General features: G+C 68.1%; 20 protein-coding genes and 7 pseudogenes. 8 read left to right on the plus strand and 19 right to left on the minus strand.

What is annotated here, in order from left to right:
• Positions 1 to 201: 201 nt before the first annotated feature.
• From epsC to ACZ7OY_RS39005, 10 genes are read right to left on the minus strand one after another with little or no spacing between them, the layout of a single operon-like run.
• Positions 202 to 798 (minus strand): serine O-acetyltransferase EpsC, encoded by a 597-nt coding sequence (gene epsC, locus ACZ7OY_RS38960; RefSeq protein ID WP_472250313.1) that lies wholly within the window; start codon positions 796 to 798, stop codon positions 202 to 204.
• The gene (locus ACZ7OY_RS38965; protein ID WP_472250314.1) at positions 795 to 1,106 is read right to left on the minus strand and encodes a hypothetical protein; all 312 of its coding nucleotides are present in this window, start codon (positions 1,104 to 1,106) and stop codon (positions 795 to 797) included. The genes epsC and ACZ7OY_RS38965 overlap by 4 nt, the downstream gene beginning before the upstream one ends.
• Positions 1,096 to 2,340 carry an FAD-dependent monooxygenase gene (locus ACZ7OY_RS38970; RefSeq protein ID WP_472250315.1) on the minus strand — a complete coding sequence of 415 codons (1,245 nt, stop codon included), beginning with the start codon at positions 2,338 to 2,340 and terminating at the stop codon, positions 1,096 to 1,098. Before ACZ7OY_RS38970 ends, ACZ7OY_RS38965 begins: the two co-directional genes overlap by 11 nt.
• Complete coding sequence (locus ACZ7OY_RS38975) at positions 2,340 to 3,740, minus strand: dihydroorotase (RefSeq protein ID WP_472250316.1); 1,401 nt, start codon at positions 3,738 to 3,740, stop codon at positions 2,340 to 2,342. The genes ACZ7OY_RS38970 and ACZ7OY_RS38975 overlap by 1 nt, the downstream gene beginning before the upstream one ends.
• Entirely contained in the window at positions 3,728 to 4,900 is a 1,173-nt protein-coding gene (locus ACZ7OY_RS38980) for an acyl-CoA dehydrogenase family protein (RefSeq protein WP_472250317.1), read from the minus strand. Before ACZ7OY_RS38980 ends, ACZ7OY_RS38975 begins: the two co-directional genes overlap by 13 nt.
• A gap of 4 nt (positions 4,901 to 4,904) precedes the next feature.
• Complete coding sequence (locus tag ACZ7OY_RS38985) at positions 4,905 to 5,924, minus strand: PrpF domain-containing protein (protein WP_472250318.1); 1,020 nt, start codon at positions 5,922 to 5,924, stop codon at positions 4,905 to 4,907.
• The gene (gene asnB / locus ACZ7OY_RS38990) at positions 5,921 to 7,750 is read right to left on the minus strand and encodes an asparagine synthase (glutamine-hydrolyzing) (protein WP_472250319.1); all 1,830 of its coding nucleotides are present in this window, start codon (positions 7,748 to 7,750) and stop codon (positions 5,921 to 5,923) included. The genes ACZ7OY_RS38985 and asnB overlap by 4 nt, the downstream gene beginning before the upstream one ends.
• Position 7,751: 1 nt before the next feature.
• On the minus strand, positions 7,752 to 8,753 hold the full coding sequence (locus tag ACZ7OY_RS38995; protein ID WP_472250320.1) for a PLP-dependent cysteine synthase family protein: 1,002 nt from the start codon (positions 8,751 to 8,753) through the stop codon (positions 7,752 to 7,754).
• Complete coding sequence (locus ACZ7OY_RS39000) at positions 8,750 to 9,529, minus strand: HpcH/HpaI aldolase family protein (protein ID WP_472250321.1); 780 nt, start codon at positions 9,527 to 9,529, stop codon at positions 8,750 to 8,752. Before ACZ7OY_RS39000 ends, ACZ7OY_RS38995 begins: the two co-directional genes overlap by 4 nt.
• Positions 9,526 to 10,398, minus strand: coding sequence for a TauD/TfdA dioxygenase family protein (locus ACZ7OY_RS39005; protein WP_472250322.1), 873 nt, complete (start codon positions 10,396 to 10,398; stop codon positions 9,526 to 9,528). The genes ACZ7OY_RS39000 and ACZ7OY_RS39005 overlap by 4 nt, the downstream gene beginning before the upstream one ends.
• Positions 10,399 to 11,282: 884 nt before the next feature.
• Here ACZ7OY_RS39005 and ACZ7OY_RS39010 point away from each other — a divergent pair.
• The 3 genes and pseudogenes from ACZ7OY_RS39010 to ACZ7OY_RS39020 form a co-directional block, all read left to right on the plus strand.
• Positions 11,283 to 11,996 (plus strand): annotated as a pseudogene (locus ACZ7OY_RS39010) (IS5 family transposase); the annotation flags it as partial.
• Positions 11,997 to 12,062: 66 nt separating this feature from the next.
• The gene (locus ACZ7OY_RS39015) at positions 12,063 to 12,287 is read left to right on the plus strand and encodes a hypothetical protein (protein ID WP_472250406.1); all 225 of its coding nucleotides are present in this window, start codon (positions 12,063 to 12,065) and stop codon (positions 12,285 to 12,287) included.
• 57 nt (positions 12,288 to 12,344) lie between these two features.
• A complete protein-coding gene (locus ACZ7OY_RS39020; RefSeq protein ID WP_472250323.1) occupies positions 12,345 to 12,869 on the plus strand; it encodes an SMI1/KNR4 family protein in 525 nt (174 codons plus the stop codon).
• 50 nt (positions 12,870 to 12,919) lie between these two features.
• Here ACZ7OY_RS39020 and ACZ7OY_RS39025 read toward each other — a convergent pair.
• The 4 genes and pseudogenes from ACZ7OY_RS39025 to ACZ7OY_RS39040 all read right to left on the minus strand — a co-directional run.
• Positions 12,920 to 13,322, minus strand: a pseudogene (locus ACZ7OY_RS39025) (transposase family protein); the annotation flags it as partial.
• A 178-nt stretch (positions 13,323 to 13,500) separates the two neighbouring features.
• Positions 13,501 to 14,346 carry an SCO4651 family lipoprotein gene (locus ACZ7OY_RS39030; RefSeq protein WP_472250324.1) on the minus strand — a complete coding sequence of 282 codons (846 nt, stop codon included), beginning with the start codon at positions 14,344 to 14,346 and terminating at the stop codon, positions 13,501 to 13,503.
• 299 nt (positions 14,347 to 14,645) lie between these two features.
• Complete coding sequence (locus tag ACZ7OY_RS39035; RefSeq protein WP_471914125.1) at positions 14,646 to 14,858, minus strand: hypothetical protein; 213 nt, start codon at positions 14,856 to 14,858, stop codon at positions 14,646 to 14,648.
• A 201-nt stretch (positions 14,859 to 15,059) separates the two neighbouring features.
• Complete coding sequence (locus tag ACZ7OY_RS39040) at positions 15,060 to 16,805, minus strand: D-glucuronyl C5-epimerase family protein (RefSeq protein ID WP_472250325.1); 1,746 nt, start codon at positions 16,803 to 16,805, stop codon at positions 15,060 to 15,062.
• 840 nt (positions 16,806 to 17,645) lie between these two features.
• Between ACZ7OY_RS39040 and ACZ7OY_RS39045 the strand changes: the two genes are divergently transcribed.
• The 3 genes and pseudogenes from ACZ7OY_RS39045 (at position 17,646) to ACZ7OY_RS39055 (ending at position 19,137) form a co-directional block, all read left to right on the plus strand.
• Positions 17,646 to 18,113, plus strand: coding sequence for a hypothetical protein (locus tag ACZ7OY_RS39045; RefSeq protein ID WP_472250326.1), 468 nt, complete (start codon positions 17,646 to 17,648; stop codon positions 18,111 to 18,113).
• Between the two features lie 79 nt (positions 18,114 to 18,192).
• Positions 18,193 to 18,534: pseudogene (locus ACZ7OY_RS39050) on the plus strand (transposase); the annotation flags it as partial.
• 156 nt (positions 18,535 to 18,690) lie between these two features.
• A complete protein-coding gene (locus tag ACZ7OY_RS39055) occupies positions 18,691 to 19,137 on the plus strand; it encodes a hypothetical protein (RefSeq protein WP_472250327.1) in 447 nt (148 codons plus the stop codon).
• 24 nt (positions 19,138 to 19,161) lie between these two features.
• Here the strand turns inward: ACZ7OY_RS39055 and ACZ7OY_RS39060 are convergent.
• Positions 19,162 to 20,402: pseudogene (locus ACZ7OY_RS39060) on the minus strand (IS110 family RNA-guided transposase).
• Between the two features lie 450 nt (positions 20,403 to 20,852).
• Between ACZ7OY_RS39060 and ACZ7OY_RS39065 the strand changes: the two are divergent.
• Positions 20,853 to 21,320 (plus strand): annotated as a pseudogene (locus tag ACZ7OY_RS39065) (IS5 family transposase); the annotation flags it as partial.
• 89 nt (positions 21,321 to 21,409) lie between these two features.
• On the plus strand, positions 21,410 to 21,994 hold the full coding sequence (locus ACZ7OY_RS39070) for a hypothetical protein (protein WP_472250328.1): 585 nt from the start codon (positions 21,410 to 21,412) through the stop codon (positions 21,992 to 21,994).
• A 276-nt stretch (positions 21,995 to 22,270) separates the two neighbouring features.
• Here ACZ7OY_RS39070 and ACZ7OY_RS39075 read toward each other — a convergent pair.
• From ACZ7OY_RS39075 to ACZ7OY_RS39090, 4 genes and pseudogenes are all read right to left on the minus strand, one after another.
• Positions 22,271 to 22,570: pseudogene (locus ACZ7OY_RS39075) on the minus strand (transposase); the annotation flags it as partial.
• 45 nt (positions 22,571 to 22,615) lie between these two features.
• Positions 22,616 to 23,187 (minus strand): annotated as a pseudogene (locus tag ACZ7OY_RS39080) (IS5 family transposase); the annotation flags it as partial.
• A gap of 13 nt (positions 23,188 to 23,200) precedes the next feature.
• A complete protein-coding gene (locus tag ACZ7OY_RS39085) occupies positions 23,201 to 24,433 on the minus strand; it encodes an RNA polymerase sigma factor (protein WP_472250329.1) in 1,233 nt (410 codons plus the stop codon).
• 13 nt (positions 24,434 to 24,446) lie between these two features.
• Entirely contained in the window at positions 24,447 to 24,848 is a 402-nt protein-coding gene (locus ACZ7OY_RS39090) for a YciI family protein (protein WP_472250330.1), read from the minus strand.
• Between the last annotated feature and the right edge of the window lie 53 nt (positions 24,849 to 24,901).

Genomic DNA, 24,901 nt, shown 5'->3' on the forward strand with positions numbered 1-24,901 from the left:
CAACGTCCTGTGGGCCATGATCCGCGACGGAGCGTGCTACCAAGCCACACCACCGGTCACGGCAGCGGCTTGACAACGTCATTGGGAAGTCTCCTGATTCGGTGGGGGCGTGCCGACGGCGTGGCGGGGGGCGTCGAGGCCGTCGGCCGGGATCGCAGGCAGCGGCGGCCGTCGCGCTGCCGGCGGCTGCCAGACGGCGGGTCACCACCGGCTCTCGGGGGCGGTACGGCCGAGCACGTCTGCGGCCCGGGAACGGTCACAGGGAGAGGCGATCATCGCGGCGGGGGCCAGTGCCCGTGCACCCGCCGGAACGTCCTGGGTGACCAGGGCGCCTGCCCCGACCATCGCACCGTCGCCCACGGTCACGGGCCCGAGGACCGTGGCGCCGGTACCCAGTACCGCCCGGTTCCCGACCACCGGGTGCCGCTGCTCGCCCGGTGGCCGCCGATTGTCCCGCCACCAGCCGACGGCGCCGAGCGTGACCTGGTGGTACATGGTGACATCGTCACCGACCACCGCCGTCTCCCCGATCACCACGCCTGCCCCGTGGTCGATGAACACTCGGCGGCCCAGCACCGCGCCGGGATGGATTTCCACACCGGTCACCGCGCGGGCGCAGGTCATCAGGGCGCGGGCTGCCAACCGTCGGCCGCGGCCGTGCAGCCGGTGGGCGAGGCGGTGACCCCACAGGGCGGGCAGTGCGGGATGCAGCAGCGCCTCCGCCCGGCTGCGGACCGACGGGTCACGCTCGAGGACGGTACGAAGATCTTCGGCGAGGAGGCGCGGCAATGAGGTCAACGGTCCGCCTGTCGGGCGTTGCCGGGCGGGAGCTCGGACTCCTGCGGGATCCCTGCCACGATCTCTTGGTCGAAGTTGACGGCGCTGCACCAGCCGCCGCGGGCCAGTTGTAGCCAGATGTCGCTGATGATCGTGCCCTCGACGACCTGCTCGCCGACCGCCCAGGCGTTCGCCCTGTAGTCGGCACCGTCATCGGGCAGCAGCAGTTCGATGATGGGGCTGTCAAGGGACGGGCCCGTTCGCACGTTGGCGTCCCGCCAGATCGGGCCGACTCGGAAGGGGCTGGCTGTGCGCTGCTCAGCGCTCATGATGGTGTCTCCTCGGTGCTTGCGCGCAGGCAGTTCCTGCGGCGGGGTGGGTGTGTGGGGGCGGAGTCCAGGCGGCGATGTCGAGGATCGCCGCGTCCTTACGCCCTCGCAGCCGCATGGCGGCGTCGCGTACCAGCGAGCCAAGGCGCCCGGAGCCCTGGTCCAGTGATCCCTGACGTCGTGAGCGGAGCACCACGCGGGCGGTGCGTTCGGTGCGCTGCCGCTCGTAGGCGGCCAGCGGTTTCGCCAGGTCACCGCCGGCCGTGGCGCCGTGAGCGCGCAGCTCGTGGGCGAGAACCGCCGCGTCCTCCAGCGCGGTGTTCGCCCCCTGGCCCAGCGCCGGGACCATCGGGTGTGCGGCGTCCCCGAGCAGGACGACCCGGCCGTCGACCCAGTGTCGGACCGGGTTGCGGTCGTGGATGTCGCTCACCACGACGCCGTCGGCTCCTGCGATCATTCCGACGATCGGCTCGTGCCATCCGGCCAGGGATTCGACCAGTGCACGCAGCGATCCGGCCGCGCCCTTGTCCGGCCAGACGCCCCGTGCTGCGGTGATCTTCGCTGTCCAGTACAAGGTATCGCCGCCCACCGGGGCGACGAAGAGCTGGATGCCGCGTCCGTTGGCCACGAAGCCCTGCTGGGGCAGGCCCGAGCCGGAGCTGCGCCCGCGCACCGATGTGTAGCCCTGGTACAGCGGTGGCCCGTCGCCCAGCATGCGTTCCCGGAGCACCGAGTCAATGCCGTCGGCGGCCACCAGCAGTCCGGCCTCGAGCGTTCCACCGTCCGACAACTGCACGGACACCCGGCCGGTGGAGTTGCGGTACGCCTGCACGCCGGTGCCGAGGACCAGCCTGACCCCCGCCGCCTCCGCTGCTTCCCTCAACGCCGCCTGCAGGCGGGTGCGCAGGATCGGTATCTGAGGTCTGCCGAAGCGTTCGTTGTCGGCGCCGATGGGCTCACGGGACAGAACACGTCCCGAGGAGTCCATGAGCAGCCGAACCTCGCCGGCGCCGACGACGTGCCCGTCCTCGCGTATGCGCTCGCCGAGCCGGGGGCTCACGGCGTCGGCCGCCGCCACCCCGTTGGGGTACAGGACCAGCCCCGACCCCGCATCGGCGAGCCGCTCGGCGCGTTCGACCACGGTGACAGCGAGTCCGGACCGGGCGAGCGCGGTCGCGGCGGCCAGTCCGCCGATGCCGCCGCCGGCGATCACCGCCGTGAGCTGTTCGGGCATCAGTGGCCTCCCTGCTTCCCGGCAGGTGCCAGCCACCGGCCGTTCGGCTCGCCGAAGGTGCCGCTCCCGGCGTCCCAGACGACTCGTCCGGCCCGCAGGGTGCGCACCACACGGCCGGTCATCGTCCAGCCCTCGTAGGCCGACCAGCCGCACTTGGAGCGGACGTCGGCGGCGGACAGCATCCAGGTGTCGTCGGGCGCGAGGAAGGCGAGGTCGGCGTCGGCACCGGTTTCGATGCGTCCCTTGCCGGTGAGGCCGAAGAGTTCGGCGGGGCCGCCCGCCAGCAGCCGGGCCAGACGTTCGGCGGCCCGGTCCGGGTGTTCCTCGGGCAGGTGGCGGCGCATTCCTGTCCACACCGCGACCGCGAGTTCCTGTACGCCGGGCAGGCCCGGCGGGGACTGCTGAACGCCGCGAGTCTTCTCCTCGACGGTGTGCGGAGCGTGATCGCTGCCGAGGGTGCTGGGCTGCCCGGCTCCTACGGCCTCCCACAGCCGATCCTGGTCGGCGCGGCTGCGGATCGCGGGAGAGAGCCGGGTGCGGGCGCCGAGCCTGCGGGTGTCCTCGTCGGTGAACGACAGGTGGTGCCCCGTCACCTCGAAGGTCACCGGCAGGCCGGCGGCCTGTGCGGCGCAGACCAGGTCCGCTTCCTCGCGGCTGGACAGGTGGAGGATGTGCGCTCGGGTCCCGTATCGGCGCACCAGCTCGATGACCTTGGCCACGGCGGCGATCCCGCCGCTGCGCGGGCGCCGTGCCTCGTATTCCGCGTAGCTGCTGGGATCGCCCCACCAGCCGTCGAGCAGCGCGAAGATCGAGTCGTCCTCGGCGTGCAGCACCAGTTGCACGCCGCCTTCGGCGGCTGCGGCGAAGGCCGTCTCCAACTGCCCGGGGTCACGGAGCACGGTCGGAGCGGTGTGGTGTCCGGCCATGAAGATCTTGGCACTGCGGGCGACTGCCGGGTCCAGTGAGGCGAGGAGCTCGGGACGCTCGGGGTCGACGCCGATGTGGAAGCCGTAGTCGACGAGCGAGCGGCCGTCCACCAGGGCGGCCTTCTCGCGGACCGCCCGCTCGGTGAGCGTCGGCGGCACGGTGTTGGGCATGTCCAGGACCGTGGTCACGCCGCCCGCCACCGCGGCCCGGCTCCCGTGTTCCCAGTCCTCCTTGTGGGTGAGGCCCGGGGTGCGGAAGTGAACGTGGGAGTCGATCAACCCCGGCAGCACGTACGCTTCCCCGGCGTCGATGCGTTGCGCGGAGGAGCGTGCGGTGTCGGTGTCGCAGACGGCCAGCACCCGGCCCCCGGCGATCAGCACATGGCCCGCGCGCACACCCTGGGGCGTGACGAGTCTGCTGCCGCTGACCACGAGTTCCGCGCTGCGGGAGATGTCGGTGATCAGTTCGTCCATGTCGTCGCCACCAGTTCTCGGCACAGATCGTTGGTCGGGCCCATCAGTGCCACCGCACGGGCATCCGCGAGCATCCGGTTCAGCGCGTGGCCGGTCACGTAGCCGGCCGAGCCGAGCATCCGGGCCACCGCCAGACAGACCTCCTCGGCCGCCTCGGAGGCATGCAGTTTGCTGTGCAGGGTGGTCAGTCCCGGGAGGGGCGCGTTTCTGGCGCCGGCCCGCTCGACGATGGCCCGAGCCGACTCGATCCTGGTCGCCAGCTCCACCAGACGGTGCCTGACCTCCGGCCGGGTCAGAAGGCCGCGCCGCTCGGCGTGGTCCAGAGTCAGGTCGAAGGCGGACTGAGCGATGCCGAGCGCGACTGCGCCCAGCGTCGCCCCCGAATCCCGTACCCCCGCGATGATTTGCGAGGCTTGGCCCTCGGGACCGAGGCGGTCTTCCTCTGCGACCACGCAGTCGTGCAGGGTGACGAAGCCGGTCGCTGAACCGCGCATACCCGTCAGGTCCAGGCCGAGGTCCGCTACGAGACCCGGGTTGTCCCCACCGACGAGGAAGAACGTCTGTCCCGATGCGCCGTACACCTCGCGGGTCTCCGCGCCAGGCCGCGCGCTCTGCACCAGCACCAGGTAGACGTCGGCCAGTGAGGCACCCGTGGTGAAGGACTTCGCGCCGTTGAGCATCCAGCGGCCGTCGTCCAGGCGCTCTGCCGTGCTGCCGAGGTTCTGCTTGGCTGCGCCCGCAGCGGGCTCGCTCCACGCCGACGCGGCCAGCCAGGTGCCGGAGGCCAGCCGCGGCAGAATCGAAGCACGCTGCTCATCAGTGCCCCACTCGGCGATCCGCGCGGTCACAGCGAAGTGCTGGAAGGCGATGATGGCGATCGAGGGGTTCACCGCAGCCAGTTGCTCGACGAGCCGGTTGACCTCCGACGGGCCCGCGCCCGCGCCGCCGTACATGACCGGGACGGCGGTGCCCAGTAGGCCGGAGGCGCGTACTTCGGCGAGCAGATCGGGATCGGGTGCCCCGGTGAGCGCGGTACGCCCGGCGGACTCGCGCAGCATGTCGCGCAGTGCGGGGGCGATCCCCACTGGGGCCGGCTGCGCCAGGCGGCGCTCCGAGCCGGTGGTATGGGTGATGTCGCTGTCGATGACGCTGCCTGGCATCTGGCTAACTCCTCGCAGTGCAGGGGGCCGACGGGTCCATCGCGAACGAGCCGTGGAAGTCGACCCGTTTGCGGCTGACGGAGACCCAGCTCAACGCCGGCTCCCCGTCGACGTCCGGGGTCGCGGCGGTCACCGCCGTGTTCCCCCCGGGAGTGATGATGTCGATCAGGCCCTCGATGCAGCCGACTTCCTGTGCCACCCGCCACGGGATGGTCCCGGGCGTGCGGATCGCGGTGCCGAGGCACACCGCGCCGGTGAGCGCGATCGTCGGATGCCAGCCGGGTACGGAGATGGCCCGTGCGGCGATCCGTCCGGCCTCGATCGGCATGATGGCCGCAATCTTCGGGAACACCCCGCCGACAGGCCAGCCGAGATGAGCGGACGCGGCGGCCTGGATCTCGGCCAGCCTGGCGAAGAGGTCCGACCCGGCCGAGAACAGTTCGCCGTGGTCGCGGATTCCGAGCGTCCGGGCGTCGACGAAGGCGTAGGCGTTGCCGGACGAGATCAGCGACACCTGGTGCCGGGCGCCACCCGCCTCCAGCACCGTCGTGGCCTCGCCGGTCAGCAGCAGCCGGGAGACCGGCACCGCCTGCGGGCGGACAAAGTAGGCGGTGAACTCCATTTCGTCACCGACGACACGATTGACCTCGCAGACCACGCTGTCCCCATTGTTGAGGACGTTCACCCGCACCCGGTCGCCGACTTTCAGGGCGCCGACCATCCCGGCACGCTCCGCGGAGGCCACCGCCGCCAGGATCGAGTGGCCGCAGGAGCCACGCAGCTCGAACTGGTCCAAGCCGCCGGGCAGCGCTTGTACGAAGCGGTAGTCCAGGTCGTACATGGGATGCGCGGACGGCCGTATCAGGGCCATCTTCAGCACGTGGTCCCTGCCGGCGGCCCGCAGGTGCCGCCTGACGCCGGTGAGCGCCTCCGTCAGGGCGCGGCCGGCGACGGGAAAGTGCCTGGCATCGAGCACCACCGAGGGGCTGGGACTGCCGTGTGCATAGGCCAGATGCCCCATCATGCCGCCTCCCCGAGTGACAGGGCCTGCCGGGAGCCGCTCTGGAACTGGTCGCGCCACACCTCATGGACCAGCAGTGCCCAGAGAGTGAGGGCAGTGGTGTCATCGGGCCGCTCGGCCTGGACGCCGAACAGCGCGTCCACCGCGGACGGATCCAGCTGCCCGGCCGCGGCCAGACGCCGGTGGGCCAGCATGTCGCGGGCATACGCCCACAGCGGTAGGCCGGGGGCGAGCATCGCGGTCACGGGCAGGGTGAACGGCTGCTTCGGCCGGTCCAGCACGGGCTGGGGGAGCAGGCCGGCAGCCGCCGCGTACAGGGCACGCTTGACCCCACCGTCGCGGATGCGCAGCTCGTCGGGCAGCTCCGCGCCGAGGGCCATCACATCCCACTGGCAGAAGGGCAGCCGTACCTCAACGCTGCTGGCCATGCTGAGGTGGTCCACCCGGCGCAGGTGGTAGGCGGGCAGCCGGTGCTCCAGTTCGAAGTCGGTTATCCGCCGCAGCACCGTGCCCGGGCCGCGGCGCAGCCGTTCCACGGCCTCCTCGGGGAGGGGGGAGGATTTCCGCACCAGGTCCCGGTAACCGTCCGTGTACAGACTGTGGCGCAAGTGCGCGGGCAGGACGGCCAGCTCATCCAGGTACGTCCCGAACCAATCGCCGTCGACGCCCCCGGCGGTCGCCTGGACCGCCGACCGCATCCTCCCGTATCCGCCGAAGACCTCGTCGGCCGCATCACCGGTGAGCGCGACCTTGAACCCCGCGTCACGCACGGCCGAGAACAGAGCGAAGGTGCTCAAGGTGATGGGATCGGCGTTCGGCTGGCCGAGATGCCACACGACATCCTCGAGGAGACCGGGGAAGTCGGCCGGCTCGATCTCCACCTGGTGGTGGACCGTCCCGGTGTGCTCGGCAACCAGACGGGCGAAGTGCCGCTCGTCGAACGGCCACTCCCCGCGGTAGGCGATATTGAAGGAGTGCACCGGGCCGTGCTCGCCCGCGAGCGCGGTGACCAGGCTGGAGTCGAGCCCTCCGGAGGTGACCACTGCGACCGGTACGTCGGCGACCAGCAGTCGCTGCACCTCGGTATGCAGACGCTGCCGCAACTCGGCCGCAACGGCGGGCTCATCGGCCGCGCCGGAAAACCGGGGGACCTGTCCCGTCGGCTGTCCGCGACGCACCGATCTCGGCACTCCTCCCAGCTCACAGACCAGAGTGGTCGCCGGGGGCATCACCGTGACATCGGCGAACATCGTCTGCTCGCCGAATGGCGTCTTGCTGCTGAGGTAGGCGTCCAGGCCAGCTTCCCAGGGTGCGCCGGAGACGGCCCGAAAACCGAGCAAGGCCGGAATCTCGGAGGAGAAGTGCAGCGAACGGGTGGCCGCCTCCCAGCGCAGGTACAACGGCTTCATCCCGGCGTGGTCGGTGGCCAGCACCAGCCTCGGCACATCGCCCCGCCGGTCGAGCACGGCCACCGCGTACATGCCGTCGAGCAGGTCGACGAACCCCTCGCCGTAAGCGTCGTACAGCGCGGGGATGATCCCACCGTCACTGCGGTCGGCGAAGGTATAGCCGAGGCCCCGCAACCGGCGTCGCAGGTCATCGTGGTTGTAGATCTCACCGTTGAAGACCGCGGTGACCCGGTCGCCGAGGTGGAACGGCTGGCGCCCGCCGTCCAGGTCGACGACGGCGAGACGGTTGTTGCCGACCCCCCAGGTGCCGGTCAGGGCCCAATCGCTGCTGTCCGGGCCACCGTGCCGCTGCAGCGCGGACACCGTCCGCACCTCGTGGTCGGACGCGGTGGCGTTGAAATAGCCGTAGATCCGGCACATGTCAGGCGCCCTCGCTGCTCGGCCGAGAGTCCACCGGTCTGCCCAGCGCGAGGGAGAGGTAGCGCTCACCGGTGTCGGGGAAGACGGTTACGACGGTCGCGCCCGCCCAGCGCGTCTGGCGGCTCACCGCCCGGGCGGCATGCGCGGCAGCGCCCGAGGAGACTCCGGCCAGCAGGCCGGTGGACCGGGCGATCTGGCGTGTCGCCTCGGCGGCGTCCTCGTCCGACACGGTCATCACCTCATCGATCAGGCTGAGGTCCGTGATCTCGGAGACGTAGCCGGCACCGATCCCCGGGATGCCGTGCGGGCCGCTCTCTCCGCCGGAGAGAACTGCGGAGCGCTCCGGCTCCACGGCCACGACATGGACGCCGGCACGTTCCTTGAGATAGCGCCCCGTGCCGGTCAGGGTGCCTCCTGTGCCGACGCCGCACACCAGGACGTCGATGTGGCCGCCGGTGGCTTCCCAGAGCTCGGGGCCGGTGGTCGCGTAATGGGCCGCCGGGTTGGCCGGGTTGGTGTCCTGGCGGGGCATCCACGAGCCGGGGGTCGCACGATGCAGTTCCTCGGCGAACGCCCAGGACGCGAGCAGCCCATCACCGTGCGGACGCAGTACGACCTCGGCGCCGAGGTCCCGCAGGATCTGGCGCCGCTCCTCGGTCGCGTTGTCGGGCATCACGATGACACAGCGGTGGCCGCGCACGGCGCACAGCGCGGCCAGCGCGATGCCGGTGCTGCCCGACGAGCACTCGATCACCGTGCCGCCGGTCACTGGGAGCGCACCGGAGGCCTCGGCGGCACGGACCATGTGCAGCGCTGCGCGGTCCTTGACACTCGACAACGGATTGAACATCTCCAGCTTCGCGAGGATCCGCGCGCTCTGCGGCACCCCGGGCAGGCGCAGGTCGAGCAGTGGGGTGCCGCCGACCAGATCCTCCAGAGAGCGGACGATCCGGGAGCCGGACGTGGTGGACGGTGCGGGTACGAGGTTCTTGCTCTCTGTCATCGCCGGCCATCCGTGCGCGCGGCGGTGAGGTGGTCTGCGGCGATCTGCTGGAGGTGGGTGATGTCGCTGGAGATGGTGGCGAAGGTGAAGCCCTCCGCCAGCCGCGCGGCGGCGCTTGCACCGTCCAGGCAGTGGATGCCGCAGGCGATGCCGGCACGCTCGGCAGCGGCGGTGATCGCTCGCAGCGTGTCCTCCAGGACCGGCTGGACCTCCGGGTCGCCGAAGAACCGGGCACCGAGCGCCACGGACAGGTCTGCCGGGCCGACGTACACCGCGGCCAAGCCCGGAGTGGCGCAGATCGCGTCGAGTTCATCGAGGGCGGCGGCAGTCTCGATCATGACGATGCAGACGACCTCGTCGTCGATCTCGGCGGGCACCGCGCCGAGCCGCAGCTCTGCCCGGACCGGCCCGCTCAGGCTGCGGGTGCCGGACGGCCAGTGCCGGGTGGCGCGGACCACGACCGCGGCCTCCTCCGCGGAATTCACCATGGGCACAATCACGCCGCGAGCACCGGTGTCCAGCGCAGTGCCGATCGCGATCGGATCGACGGAGGGGACGCGGATCACACCGGCGGAACGCTGCCCCGCGTCCACGGCCAGCATCGCCGACTGCCAGCCCGGCTGGGACATCACACCGTGCTGGCCGTCGACACCGACGTAGTCGTACCCGAGGCGGGCGATGCGCTCGGTTCCCGCAGGGTTGTCGAGGGCGATCCAGTAGCCGACGAGGCGCTCTCGTCCACGCAGTCGGCGTGCGAATGTCTCAGGATTTGTCACGGCGTGTCCTCCGAGGGGTTCTCGATCGGGTAGCTGGTGCGGCCGTCCAGGCTGAGGGGCAGATCGCCGGTGATCGAGACCCGGTGCAGCACACGCTTGTGGCGGTCGTAGTCGTTGACCGCGTAGTGCTGGGTGCTCCGGTTGTCGAAGATCAGCACGTCGCCGGGCCGCCAGCTCCAACGGACCTGGTTCTCGGGTCGGCGCACATAGGACTGCAGTACGTCGAGGATCGGCCGGGATTCCCGCAGGGTCATGCCGACCAGGCGCTGCGCGAACCCGCCGAGGAACAGCACAGGCTCTCCGCTCTCCGGATGCACACGCACCACCGGATGCGCGGTCTCGTACCGCTTGGCCATGAAGGCCCGGCGGACCGCCTCGCCCCGCTCAGTGCCGAGGCGGGGCTGCTCGGCGTGGTTGGTGTGGACTGCCCACAGCCGGTCGGCGACCTCGCGCAACTCACGTGGCAGGTCCTGGTAGCCCGCGGCGGCGTTGGCCACCAGCGTGTCGCCGCCGTAGGGCGGTAGGACGACGCTTCGCAATGAGGTGCCCAGAGAGGGTGTCAGGGAGAAGCTGATGTCGGTATGCCAGTGATCGGCCCGCTGGTCCTCGCCGTCCACTGGGATGACCTGCGGGTTCTCCTCGGTCGTCCGCATCATGGGGTGCTTCTGGGTGAGCGGGCCGAAACGGCCGGCGAAGGTCAGCTGCGCCTCGTCGCTCAGCTGCTGGTCGCGGAAGACCAACACCTTGTGGGCGAGAAACGCTTCCTCGATCTGTGAGAACACCGAGTCGGAGAGCTCTGTGGAGAGGTCGACGCCGGTGATCTCTGCGCCGAGGCGTCCACCAATCCGGCGAATGTCAAAGGTGTACATAAATTACCTATCTCAGGGGTGAGCCGAGGCAGCCCCCACGTCCCATTGATCAAGCCGGGTGATGCCTCCGGCGGCCGGTCCCGCATCTCGGGACGCCGGTCCGGGCGGCGCTGCCCGGCCCTGCCTCAACCCGTGGCAAGCCGCCTACCGGTCGAGCTGACCGGGGTCGGGAGAGGGGAGGTCCACCGCCTCCGAATACGCGCCCGCCTCCACGATCCCCCTGCGTCCTCGCGAGGGTGGACGGTGGTCCGGCCGCGTGGCACGACCTGGCGAAACGCCGGACCACTTGTGGCAACGGTCGGGAGAAGCACGGACATTCCTCGAGATCACGACGGTGGGGTCTCAGGGCCGCCGGACAGCAACCAACCAACCCGACGTTCATCAATTTAGTACATCGTTCAACTATTCTGCAAGGGTGGGTGCGGGTGTCCCGGGCCACCCCGTGGCCCGCCGGCTCGGAACTGCTGAACTTCTGGTGATCCGATCCCCCGCAGGCGCAGGCGCAGGCGCAGGCGCAGTGGCAGCGTTGCGGCTCTCCGCGCCACGGAGAACCCCGTGGGTCCCTTCCGCATCACGGCGACGGGGAATCGGGCCACTCCGAGGCAACGCGATGAGCAACTCCTGCCGATCAGGTCGACTCCGGTCCGCACCGAGACAGCCACGTCACCACGGCGTGTGCAGAGGTCCACCAAGGCGATCCGGCCCAGTGCCGGCGACCATGTCCCTCGAGCCTTTCGCGAAGCGACGGACCCTCCGGGTCTATGAGGAATCGCTGACTTCCAGAGGGCGGAATAAGAGTGCATAGGGGTTTTGTCGTCACCTGAACATGTGGCGGTGCGGCATCCCGGCCGGTCGGCGGCCATGGGCATGTTGGGCTGGGCATCGTGAGCGAGCGCAAGCCCTACAAGACCGACGTGAGCGACGAACAGTGGGCGCTGGTCGAGCCTGTGATCGCGGCGTGGAAGGCCGCGCACCCCTCGGTCAGCGGCCATCAGGGCCGGTACACGATGCGGGAGATCGTCAACGCGCTGCTCTATCAAGGTCGGACCGGTTGCCCGTGGAAGCTGCTCCCACATGACTTTCCGCTGCCCGGCGCGGTGAAGTACTACTTCTGCACATGGCGTGACGACGGCATCGACCAGACCATTCACGACCTGCTGCGCTGGCAGGTGCAGGAAATGGCGCGTCGGAAGGCGGACCCGAGCCTGGTGGCGCTCGACACCCAGAGCGTGCACGCGGCGGCCGGGGTGCCCGCTGAGTCGACCGGGGCGTGATGCGGCAAGAAAGTACCGGGCCGCAAGCGCGGCCTGACCGTTGACGTTCTGAGGCTCGTGATCGCGGTGGTCGTGGCGGCCTCGTCGGCGCACGAGAATGCCGTCGGGATCGCGCTGCTGGACAAGGTCGCCGCCGACACCGACACCGTACAGAAGGCCCTGGTCGACCAGGGCTTCAAGAACGCCGTCGTCGCGCACGGGAAGACGGTGGGCATCGAGGTGGAGGTCGTGGAGCGCAATCCCGTGCAGACCGGATTCGTTCCCCAGGCCAAGCGGTGGGTCGTGGAACGCGCCTACGGGATCTTGATGTTGCACCGCAGGCTGCAGTCGAAGTGGAAGCCCGCCTGATACCTCTGGCTGCCGCTCGGCAACCGGGCTGCTCTGCACCTGATTGCCAACCAGATGGGCGGTGCCCGTGACACTCTGCGGAACTTCGTGGCCGGTTGCCACGATCCCGTGAACTCCCCCGACGTGCGCGGACTGGAGGGCGAGGTCACCAATACGGTGCAGTCGGGTCAGCGTGTCGCGCTCGGTGTGCTGCCCATATATAGGACAGATCCGGCGATTCTGGCGGAGATTCGGATGTATGCGGTCGGAGAGGCGAACACCACTTGAACGGCGCGGTCTACAATCGGCCGTCCGGCGGTCACTCCTGCACTGAAAGGTCTTCTGGTGGAACTCTCTCGGTTCCATGAGCTCCTTGGCGAGCCCCTGGTGAACGGTGACGTCGAGCGTGACTGGCGGGCGTTGGAGAACCGTGCCGGCATCGAATTCCCCGATGACTACAAGAGGTTCGTCTCGGCGTATGGCTCTGGCTGCCTGAACGACCAGCTCTACCTGTTCCACCCGAGGGGAGTGAATGGGGGCGATGGGTTGCGCCTCGAATATCTGTGGGAGGAGGCAGGGGAGGCGTATGCGCAGCTCTCCCGGAACGCCCCGGACCTGTATCCGTACGCCGTCTATCCGGCGGTGGACGGATGCCTGCCAATCGCGCGCTCGTCATCCGGAAACTGCGTCTTCCTGTACCCTCCGAAGGCCGACAGGCAGGACTGGTCCATCGTCATCGACATTGGTGAATGGGTCGAATTGTGGCTGTCTTTCACGGACTTCCTTTGGGTGGCGCTCCAGGGTGACCTGGACATCCCGGTCATCGAGGACGAGCCGTCGTTCGAGCCCGTGGGTGAGCTTGAATCCTGACTGGGCGGCGAAATAGCGCCGTCATGGGCGCGAGCGACAACCGTTCCGCCCTGGGAGTAGGACGGCTCGTCCGCCCTGATGTGGACGGTGGGGATAAGGGTGCCGTCGACGATCACTAATTCGCCTTCGCCGAGCCCGGTCACCGCTTCGTGCAGGCCAGGTGCCCAGGAGGTAAGTATCTCGATCGTCTCGTCGAAGTAGCGCCAGGCGGTAGCCTCGGATACGCCGAATCCGGCGCCAACCTGTCGATACGTCTCGTTCTTGAGCAGATGCGCCAGGGTGAGCAGGGCCTGCTTGAAGCAGCTCAACTTCGCCAGGGTGATCGCAGTTCACGCCTTCGGGCGTAGGTGAGCCAGGAGACATGCTCAACGAGCTTGTACGGGACGTCGAGCATGAAGGGATACGGAACCAACAGGGCCCCTCGGTCGCCGGTGTGATGAGTGAGATCACCACGCCAACGACAAGGGGCCCTGTCCTGTCACACCCCAGCCCCCAGGCCATTTCCCCTTACGGGGCAGGATGAAAGAGGCTCGATCAAGTTCAGTATCTGGTCAGGTTGACGTTGTGGATCGGTCTCTTCGATGACGAGGCCCATTCCCGGTACAACAGTGACTTCTGATAAGGGTGATGTTCAGCCTTCCTGCGTGGCGTTCCCGAGTGAGGTGATGTCCTTGGCTGGCGGGGCTTTGATGGTGGCGGGCTGATTGATGTCGAGGAAGGTGATGGTCAGATCGAGCGGCCCGTCGCCGGTGCCGGGAAGCATGTCGTTGTGTTTCGCCCGCATGCGGAACTGTTTGGTGCGGTTGTGGTCATCTATCCACAGGTCCATCGTGAGGGGGTCGGCGACCTGTAGTTGTATGAACTGATCGAGGCGCTCTCCGATCAGGCCGTCGCTGTTGACCGTTCCCTTGTAGTGTGTGGTCGGGGCGCCGTCGATCGTTTCGGTTCCTATCGACCGAAGGTTCTTGGAACCCGTCAGAAGCGTGGATTGCGCGGTGGGGTTTGCCTGCAACTGGCTGGGAAGCACGCCGTACGACTGGTTGTCCACCCCACTGCCTCCCCATACGGCTGGCGCGCCGCTGAGCCAGCTCTTGCCTTTCAGCTTGTCGGAACGCAGCCCACTGCCACCGACGTACATGACCTTGTCGACGATGCGGATCTCCAGTGGGCCGCTTCCGCGTTCCGCACTTGCAAGGGTGAGCTTCATGCTCATGGCCAGTGGTTTTGTGGTCATGGAGGCTTCTGCTGTCAGGCGGCCCCTGGATGGCACGGTACCGCTGATCCGGTAGTGGAGCGATGTGATGGCGTCGGAGTTCTTCGCCGCCTTCGCCACGGCTGATGCCGGTGTCACGTCGGGCGAGTCTGCAACTGCGGAATCGCTCGCGGCCTTCTCGCAGGCAACTGATCCTCCCCCGAGTAGTACGGCTGTGAACGCTATGTGCACCACTCTGCGTGGTCTGGAGACAAGAGAAATCATTACGAACCTTCAAGGGTGAATGGTGGAGTCATGCCGAGATCGCGAGCCTGTATCAGAGGGTCTTGTGTGGTCAGCTGGATTCTGCGATGCGCGTGCGGCGCCAATGGCTGTGCATATTTCGGCTATAGCGTCAGCGCATGCACTTTCGGCTGCGACCATGCATGGCCGCGTGAGCTGTGAGGCTGCAGACGGTGCGCTCGGCCTCTCCCCGGCGGATAGTTGGGGTGGCTGCTAGTTGGTTCGCGCGCGCAAAAGCCCGTCATCGGCGCTGATCAGCCCGGACTCTGCCTGCCAGTTCTTTAGCTGCGGGGGGAGGGGACCTGCTTCCAGCCCTCGATTGACTTGGTGATGAACAGGGCTCGATATACCTCGCGGGTCCACACCGTGGCGCCCTCCCCGTACTCGTGCAGTTCCTCGAACGCTTCTTCTTCAGAGTCGTAGCTGTACTTGCGACCCTTCGCGTCCTTGATCATCCACTCTCTGCTCGGCAGTCCTGCAAGCCCCATACTCACGACGGTCTATCTCCTTGTTGATGTGGGAAAGTTCGTAGCCGCTTCGCTGGCCTGGATCTTTCGTGACTGACTGTGTCCCGGTGGAGCCGGTGCAGGCTCATGCCGGGGTGCTGGTGGGCGATGCCCAAGGTCCGGTGCCGCCGAGTTCTTGGGCAATCGCTGGCGGCACCGGAGAGAGGGCTCTGCCCGGCTGATGACTGGTCACTGGCCGTCGGTGGTGACGTTGTTGTGCCAGACCCAGTAGCCGGTGAGGGAGCCGGCGCTGATGCGGAGCATGTTGCGGCCGTTGATGGTGGCGCGCTGGTCGAAGGGGGCATTGGAGGGGTGGTCCCACTGGACGGTCTTGGTGGTGCCTATGGCGCCGTCGGTGCCGTATTTGAAGACGTCGACGGGGGTGTCGGCGGGGAAGGTGAGGGTGCGGGCGGGGATGTAGGTCTTGGTCCACCACTGGCCGCGCAGGAAGGCGGTGGTGTAGTTCTCGCCGACCCACCAGCCGGTGTAGGCGCCGGCGCTGATGCGGTAGTAGACGCCTCGGCCGTGGATGCGGCGGCGCATGGTGGCGGGGGCGGAGGTGTCGCGGGTGAAGGTGACCTGCTGGGTGGCGGTCTGGGCGTCGTCCTTGGCGGGGTCGTAGGCGCCGGTCGAGGTGGTCGCGTACTGGTAGAGGGTGTAGGTGCCGGCCGCGAAGGCGACGGTGCCACCGTTGGGCAGGTCGTCGGAGACCAGACCCGGGTAGGGGTAGTCGTCCAGGAGCTGGTCCATGTCACGGGCGAAGGTGTAGTGACCGGAGAACCACTGCAACTGCATGAACAGGTCGAGGTGATGGTGGTGGTAGGTCAGCGGGGCGATGCGGTGGGTGTTGCAGTAGTAGGAGACCCAGCGGGTGTTGCGCAGCCGGGGGTAGTAGTTGGCGATCGTGGTCAGGCCGCCGTCCCACAGCTGCAGCGCGAGTTCGTTCTGGGTGTGCTGGTAGTAGTCCCACAGCCCGAACAGCGCGAAGATCATCCCGTTGAAGGTGTAGTCCGAGGTGCCGGGCGCGTCGATGGGGTACTCCTGGATCCAGAAGAAGCCCGCGCTGTCCTTGTTGACCACCCACGGCTTGGCGTCGTCGGCGCGCAGCAGTGAGGCGAACGCCCCGTCGGCCGCCGCCAGGTACAGGATGCGCTCCTCGTCGGTGATCTCGGTCAGCTGGGCGAGCTGGATGAACAGGGAGATCGCCTCGCCCTGGGCCATGCCGGAGTACCAGGGGGCGGTGTAGACGAGTCCGCCGTGCTCGTTGTGGGTGTAGTTGAAGGGGTAGGGGAAGTACCAGGCGCCGCGCTGCTCGACGCGCCGGTCGATCTGCCGCTGGGCCTGGGCCTTGGCACGGGTGAGGAACCACGTGTCACCGGTGCTGCGGTAGGAGGCGAGGCAGCCCAGGCCGTACTGGATCTGCGTCACGGGGTGGTCGTAGAGCTTGCCGTCGCCGTTGATGAAGACGTCGGGGTCGTTGTAGAACATGCGCACGCCCTGGGCGTCGACGTAGGCGCCGGTGTCGCCCTTGGGCGCAGGCCGGTTGCGCCAGGGGCGCAGTCCCTCGGGCACATCGACGATGGTGTAGCCGGTGGTGGCGAACTCGAACGGCAGCGTGGTGGGCACGTCGTCCGCGGCTGTCTGCGGGTCGACCGTGCCCAGCGCGTAGGGGATCCGTCTGCTCGCTGGCGTGATCGTGCCGCCGGTGAACTGTTCCGGCGCGGGGCCCAGCGTGGTGGTCGGTGCGGGGGTGTGCGGCAGGCTGAGCACCTGGGACATGGGGATGCCCGCGCTGGGACCCGGGGTCGGGCTCGTGAGGACGTCGGCGGACGCGGCCGCCGCGCTGCCTGTCACGGCGAGAGCGCCGAGCGCGGTGCCGCCGGTCAGGCGCATGAACTGACGGCGGTCGACATCGGTACGTCGTTGATGTGTCACGTGTAACTCCAGTGCGAGAAGGTGTGGTTGCCGATGGCGTGAGATAGCTGCGTCGGGGCCGGAGGGGCATTGGTGAACAGCGGCGGCGGTCTCGGAGCGAAACGCGGACTCGCCTACCAACGGCTGCCGACCTGTCGGCGGGCGCTGAATGCGGTGGCGCAGTCCCGCATCGTCGGGGCCGGGTAAGAAGACACGGGATGATCCGTGACATCAGCACGGGCAGCTGTCACCGGGCTGGACAGCGACAAGGCACTGAGTGCGGCAGCGGGCGCCGTGCGCGGCATCCTGCTGCACAGGGCGGATCTCACTGCCGACTACCCCCCAGGTCCGTTCGACGTGATCATTTATGTCGAACGGCGCTCCGCGGGCAAGCCATTAGCAGTCCGCGGTCAAGCTGATTGGTGACGAGATGGCCCGACTTGTCCGAGCAGTGCCCGAAACTTTACAGATCCTTGACTTCTGGTTGCGCGGAGTGGCGCGGCTGCCAGTATGCGGAAGACCTGTGCTCGTCCTTCCGACGGTTGCCCGGTTCGAACGGCAGGCTCATGAAGCTTTGAGGGCCGCCGTGCGCCCACGGCTGCAGCGGTCGCCCCGGCCGACACCAGGGTCTCCCGGCATTGCTCGCTTCGATTCGCATCCCCGAGCTGCCGAGAGGCCCCCGCTTTCATGCGCGTACCACCGGAAGATCACCCCGGCGGGAAATCTCTTACACCCGCACGTTCCATGACCGGCTGGGGGGCGGCTTCTTACTGGCGGCTTCAAAATGATCTGCAGCTGCGATCGAAGAAGATCATGCTGTGAGAGCACATTGATCCTCGCAAGCGAACGGAGCCCGCAGCGATGGCAAGGCCCCCTAGCGCATTTCAGTCGATCACGTTCGCAGCCTGGCGTGACAGTCGTCCTGGGCAGGACCGCGCCTCCAATCGGTACTACGTCACGCTGGCGGAACTACTTGTGCGCCTTGGGAGCTTTGGGCTCGGTCTCACTTGGAAGGTATGGATCGACGATGCTCGACAGGTCACAAGGTTTGCCGAGATCGAGAAGGCTTCCTCCGGTGCCGGGATCGGCACCCTGGAGCTACTGGCCTTGGTCGCGCCGGACCTTCAGTTTGTGGACGCTGACTTCGCGGGATATGCAGGCGACGAGCTGAGGGTGGTGCTGCGGGAGTTCGACAGCACTAGTTGGGACCTCTGCACCGCGGATGCCTCGGTAGTCGGGGAGATCCACCAGCACTTCCCGGACGCGGTGCCGACTCCTGAGGATGTTCTCCAGGAGATCCCCTGGCCGACCAACCGGCGCGAGACGTGACCCAACGCTCCGACTGATCGTTTCTGGATGCCGAATTGTGGGTCTTGCGCTCGACGATCTTGGTCTGCAGGGTGTCCGGGTGCGCACTGATCTTGTTCCGGACGACCTGTGGGAGCGGGTGGCCGTGTTGCTGCCGCCTTCTCCCGAACGACGCCACCGCTATCCCGGGCGACTTCGCGTTCCCGACAGGGCGGCTCTCGCCGGCATCATGTACGTGCTGCGGACCGGTATTGACTGGCGTGACGTCCCCACTGAGGTCGTGGGCTGCTCTGGCGTTACGGCCTGGAGTCGGCTTCGTGACTGGACCGAAGCGGGCGTCTGGCCGCGTCTGCACTCCGCCCTGCTTGCCGAACTGCGCCGCGCGGACTCGCCAGACCTGGACGACTGCGCCGTAGACGGCTCGCATGTCCGGGCGCTCAAAGACATCTCAGGGGGTTAACCAGCCAAGCCGTCTGCCGGGTCGGGACGACGGCAAGCCGGGGCGTGCTTCAACGATCTGCATACGTCACCATGGTCTGCCGGACGGGACAGCAGGTGGTGGCCCGGTAGGAGCGGTCTGTCGGTGAGGGTGGGGTCCGTGGATCAGAGCGAAGACCAGATCTTGGCTGAGGAGCTTGCTGCTCTTGGCGCAGTGGGCGGGGGTAGTGGTCGTTTGGTTCGAGTGGTGGCTAAGTTGATGAGGAAGAACGTCCATGAGGTCGATCTGCTTGTTCCCTTGCCGTTCGACGATGCGGTGAAGCGCGTCTCCGGTGTGCTCGGGAGGGCGGGCCGCGTCATCGAGGCCGTACCGGTTCGCCTGGGTGAGGACGAAACTATCCGCATCGTCGCCAGCGGCGGTGCTGCCGGTCTGAATCCCGTAGTGGTGACCGCGCGAGTGCTGAAGGCCGATGGTGACAGCTCGGAGATCTGGCTTCGCGCAGCTGCCAAAGAGGGTCTGATCAGGCAGCGAGCTGGGGAGAAGACAGCAGTCCGTCTCGCCGCCCAGTTGAGCAGGGCAACCGGAGCGGACAAGGCAGGCGGGTGACCGGCAAGCCGACAGCGGCCCCAACTATGTCTGAATGCTCGACGCTTCCTGAAGCAGAGCCATCGGGGCGAAGGCGCGTTGTTCGTCGAAGAACTGCCCGTTCTTGAGGTAGTGATGGAGCTGGCCGAGGAAGCGGTTTAGGAAGTGCCGTTGTGCGGCGGCGTGCCAGTCGCCGTGTTCTCGTCGACGCCGGTAGTGCGCGTTCGCTCCGGGTGAGGCGGTGAGGGCGGCGAAGGCCCAGTGGAAGCCGGCGTTGATGAGGCGGTTGTTCTTGACGAACCGGCGGCCGACGAACCGCTTCTTGCCGGAGGCCCGGGTGATGGGCGCGGATCCGGCGTACGACTTCAACGCCCGGCCGTCGGTGAACCGTGCCCGGTCGTCGCCCAGCTCGGCGAGCACGCGGGCGCCGAGCATGGGCCCAAGGCCCGGGAAGCTGAGCAGGATCTCGCTGTCGGTGTGCTGGTGAAAGGCAGCTGTGGCCGCCTCCGCGAGGTCGTCCGCAGCCTGGCAGGTGGCGTCAAGCTGCTTGAGCAGGGCCAGGAGCTGGTGGCCGAAGGCGTCCTCGACGCCGGGGAGCTGGTGGGCGTACTGGGCGCGGAAGACGCCCCGCAGCCGCGGAGGCGGCCACTGCGTTTGAGGGCGGCCCGCAACTGGGCGAGGGTGAGCTTCGCGGCCTTGGTCGGGGTCGGGGCCAAAGTGAGGACGACACGGGCATCAGCCCTGGTCAGACCGCCTTGCTTGCCCTGGAAGGCCAGCAGAGCAGCAGGGTAGTACTCGCGTAGCAGCGAGCGGACCTGGTTGGCGACCTGCTGCCGAGCCCAGACGGCGTCCTGCTGGGCTCGGGCCAGGACCGTGATGACCTGGGCGAGTTCGGAATCCGCCGGCAGGGGCCGGTGGGCATACATGTCGGTGCGCAGAATGTTCGCAAGAACCAGAGCGTCGCCCGGGTCGGACTTCTTTCGGCTGACGCCGTGGCGGTCGCGGTATCGGGCGGCGGCGAGCGGATTGATGGCGAAGACCCGGCGGTTGCCGGTGCGCAGACTCGCGACCAGGAGGCCGTGGCTGGTCTCGATGGCCACCGGTATTGGATCGTCTGGGCTGTCACCGTGCTCGGCCAGGAGGGCCAGGAGCTGGTGGTAGCCGGCCGCGTCGTCGGTGATACGGGCCTTGGCGAGCAGGGTGCCGGCTTCGTCGACGAGGGCGACGTCGTGGTGTCGCTCCGCCCAGTCGATGCAGCAGAACACGGTCAAGCTGTCCTCCCGAATCCGTACGTTTATGCAGTTCACGAGCACATGCGGGTGGCGCGGCGCCCTAATCCAAGGACTCGTTGGTCCGCCATCTCAGTAGCCGTTCGCGACACCAGCGCACTCCGGGGGCTCGATCTGTCTGCAGAGCTCACAGGCTCGCGGATGAACAAGAGGTCGACCCTGGAGAGGGCTCGCGCCGTGACGATCAACGTTCGAGCAGTCGCCGCGAGTTTCGCGGTGATCACGGAGGCGCCGGGCTGCGCCGCTCTTGACAGAGGCCTCACGGGCCCGGGGAAACGGAGGCATCAGCCCGGCGCCCGCGTCATCACCGCGGACCCCGCAACGGACAGCGATGCCGCTCTTTGAGGAGGCCTTGACGGCCAGGGGGATCCAGGCATTCGCTGTCCTGCGCGAGCAGTTGCCCCGGGGTGTTGCATGGGCCCGGGCCGTCTGCTTACGCACTGGATTAGGGGGGATCACGTCGGTCCCTCGCCCGTCGACCGTGCTCGTCCCGGCTCCAAACACCACCTGATCGTCGACCGCCACGGCACACCGCTCGCTGTCACGCTCACCGGTGGGAACCGACATGACGTCACCCAGCTGGTGCCGCTGCTGGACGCCGTCCCAGCGATTCGGGGCCTGCGAGGACGCGCCCGCCGCAAGCCCCGGCGTCTGTATGGAAACCGGGGCTACGACTTCGACAAGTACCGCCGCCTGCTGCGCAAGCGCGGCATCAAACCGTTGATCGCCCGACGCGGCGTCGCCCACGGTTCCGGACTAGGCAAGGTTCGCTGGGTCGTCGAGCGCGCGTTCGCCTGGCTGTACCAGTTCAAGCGACTCCGCATCCGCTACGAGCGACGCGCCGACCTCCACCAAGGTCTCCTCGAACTCGCCTGCAACATCATCTGCCTCCGCCGACTCCGGGCAGCATTCTGAAATGATCAGTTAAGAAGTCATCTCAATTGGCCCGGCCGCGCCCTCGAATGCGGGTGGCATTGGAGCGGGCTCTGCCGCATGATCACGCCATGACGAGTCCTGCCGCCTTCCGGGACCAGACCAACTGGTCCGATGGCTACTACGAGCTGGCCATAGAGGTCGGATTGAGTGATGATGCCCAGCTTCAGGCCGTCCTGAGTGCTCTGTGGTCCGCCGCAGACGTTCACGGGTGCTTCGGGCAGAGAGACCGTGAACCTGAGGAGCAGGATCCCGTGCCGTGCACGGTTGGCTCACTGACCGAGTTCGGCCACCTCCACGGTCAGGTCCGTCTGCCGACGGGCCAACTTGTCGTGTGCGGTTGTGTGGCGATCCGCGGCGGTGATGAAAGCGGCGACTGGCTGGACTTTTATGTCCCCGTCGGTGCGCTGGGTCACGCGGGACTTGCGTACTGGGACGGTCGGCCGTTCTTCAGGTCCGACGTGATGGACGAATGGCTGGCTGCCATCGGAACCGAAACCTTCCAGAGCGCCTCCTTCAGCCTAGGGGTCATCGGCTTCGAGGTCTCTGGTTGCACCGACGCATCGACGCTGGCAGGAAGGTTGCCGCAGACACGGGACATCGGATATCTGCTTCCACAAGGCAACGTCCTGCACTATGGCGCCGCCAACACCTGAGCCTTGCTGCTCCGGGTGGGCACGAGCCTGCGGTAGCAGATGAGGGTGCAGGCGATGCTTGCGAAAGCGAGAAAGTGTGAGCTTGTTCCGCTTTGACGGACACCATTGGCCTGGCCAGCTCGGCGTCACGCACTGCCCGCGGGCCGGGCATGCCGACGCGGCGGGCATAGAAGGCGGTCCGGGAGACCTTCAGCAGCTCACACGCTCGTTTAACGCTGTGACCTGCACGCTTCTCCGCCTCGATGAACGGGTGCACCGTCACCGGGTCTCCTTCGCGAAGAAAGCCGTGGCCCGCTTGAGGACCTCGACGTCCTCGCGCAGGCGGCGGTTCTCCCGCCGCAGCGCGGCCAGTTCCTCGCGTTCGCTGCTGGTCAGGCCGTCCCGCTCGCCCGCGTCGACCTCGGCCTGCTTCACCCAGTCGCGCACCGCGGTCTCGGTCAGATCGAAGTCCTTGGCGATCTGACCGACCGAACGGTCACCGCGTCGGCACAGCTCGACGATCTCGGCCTTGAACTCCGGCGTGAACGATCGGCGAGGGCGAGGCTTCTTCTTCCCCATGCTCTCCATGATGGACATCCTCCCGGGGCTGAACCCCTGATCTCAGATGTCCGCCAAAGCGGATCAAGCCCAGTGTTCCGCTTTACGCTCATAGCGGCGGTGGAGGCGTCGGCAGCCGGCGAGCCAGGCCATGGTGCGTTCGATGGTCCAGCGGTGACGGCCCAGCCGCGTCGAGGTCTCGACGCCCTTGCGGGCGATACGGTGGGTGATGCCACGCTCGCGTAACCATTGCCGCAGGTGGGAGTAGTCGTAACCCTTGTCTGCGTGGAGCTTGCCCGGCTTGCGTCGCCGACGTCCTCGGCGGGACCGGATCGGCGGTATGCCTTTCACTAGAGGGATGAGTGCCTGGCTGTCGTGCAGGTTCGCGCCGGAGATCCCGGCGGACAGGGGCAGACCGGTGCGCTCGGTGATCAAGTGGATCTTCGAGCCGTACTTGCCCCGGTCGACAGGATTCGGGCCTGTCAGATCCCCTTTTTCAGGGCCCGCATGTTCACCGAGTCGATCGCGCAGCGGGACCAGTCCAACTCGCCACGGGAGCCGAGCTCGTCGAGGACCAGGCGATGGAGCTTGGCCCACACCCTGGCCTTTGTCCACTCGGTGAAGCGTCGGTGAGCCGTCGCCCCCGACGGCCCGAATGACGCTGACACGTCAGGTGTTGTCGCCGAGGCGGGCCGCGCGGGCCCGGAGGTAGCGCTGTTCGGGGAGGCTCAGGGTCTTGGCGGCGGCTGACTCATAGGCGGCTCGGGCGGCCTCGGGGTCGCCGGCGCGTTCCAGGAGGTGGGCGCGGACCGCGTCCAGGCGGTGGCCTGTGGTCAACTCCGGTGCGAGCGCTTCCAGTTCGTCCAGACCAGCCTTCGGTCCGTGGACCATGGCGATGGCCACGGCACGGTTGAGGCGTTCGACAGGGCTGGGGACAAGGTGGACGAGGACGTCGTAGAGGCCGAGGATCTCGGGCCAGTCGGTGCTGTCGGGCGAGTCCGCCTCGTCGTGGACGGCGGCGATCGCTGCTCTCAACTGGTAGGGGCCGAAGCGGCGTTGGGACAGAGCCCAGGTCACCAGGGCCACGCCCTCCTCGATCGCCGCCTTGTCCCACAGCCCGCGGTCCTGCTCGTCGAGGGGGATCAGTTCGCCGCCCGCCCCGGTCCGCGCGGCGCGGCGGGCGTCGGTGAGGAGCATCAGGGCGAGCAGGCCGGTGACCTCACAGTCGCCGGGCAGCAGGCGGTGCATCGTACGGGCCAGCCGGATGGCCTCGCCCGCGAGTTCGGCGCGCTGGAGCAAGGCTCCGGAGGTGGCCGTGTAGCCCTCGTTGAAGATCAGGTAGAGCGTGTGGAGGACGGCGGGCAGCCGCTCCTCCCAGTGATCGGGGCGGCTGAAACGCATGCCCTTCACCCGCTGCTTGGCCCGGCTGATCCGCTGGGCCATCGTCGCCTCCGGCACCAGATGCGCGCGGGCGATCTCGGCCGTCGTCAGACCGCCGACGGCCCGCAGCGTCAGCGCGATCTGCGCGGGCGGGGGCAGATCGGGGTGGCAGCAGAGGAAGAGCAGGGTCAGCGTGTCGTCCTCGGAGGGCGCACGACCGGGCCCGGGCGGCGGTGCGGTGAAGGCGTCGCGCGGGGTGAGCGCCGCCGCCTTCTCCTCACGCAGCCGCCGCGCCTGATCACTGCGCAGCGCGTCCGTGAGCCGCCGCGAGGCGACCCTGATCAGCCAGCCCCGCGGATTGTCCGGAACCCCCGACTCGGGCCACTGCCCGGCCGCTGCCAGCAGCGCCTCCTGTACGGCGTCCTCGGCGGCGTCGAAGTGCCCGTACCGGCGTACGAGCGCGCCGAGGACCTGCGGCGCGTGCAGGCGCAGCAGGTCCTCGACCTCGCTCGTACGTCTCACAAGCCTCCCCTGCTCACACTTCGCCGAGCGGCCGGATGACGACGGGGTACGTGTTCGCGCCCTCGGGAACGGGGCACTGGGTGACCCGCGCGGCGATCTCCGTGACCCGCTCCAGGCTCTCGCACTCCAGGAGCCAGTAACCGGCGATCACTTCCTTGGTCTCGCCGTACGGCCCGTCGGTGATCACAGGCTTGCCGTCCGCGCCGGCGCCGACGAGGCGGGTCCTGGCAGGCTCGGCCAGCCCCTGGGCATCGATGAACTCGCCTGTCTCGGCGAGGTCGTTGTTGATCGCCCCCATGTGCTGGAACATCGCCTGCATATCCTTGTCGCTCCAGACCGGGAGACCCGCGGCGGGCTTGCCCGCCTGGGCCTCGTAGTCCGCCTGCGTGCCCTGCACCATCACCAGGTACTTCATGAGTCCGCTCCTTCGGCTCGGGCCGCCTGTGGTGGGCGGCTCTCACAGGGGAC

The sequence above is a fragment of the Streptomyces sp. NPDC107559 genome, from assembly GCF_055657365.1.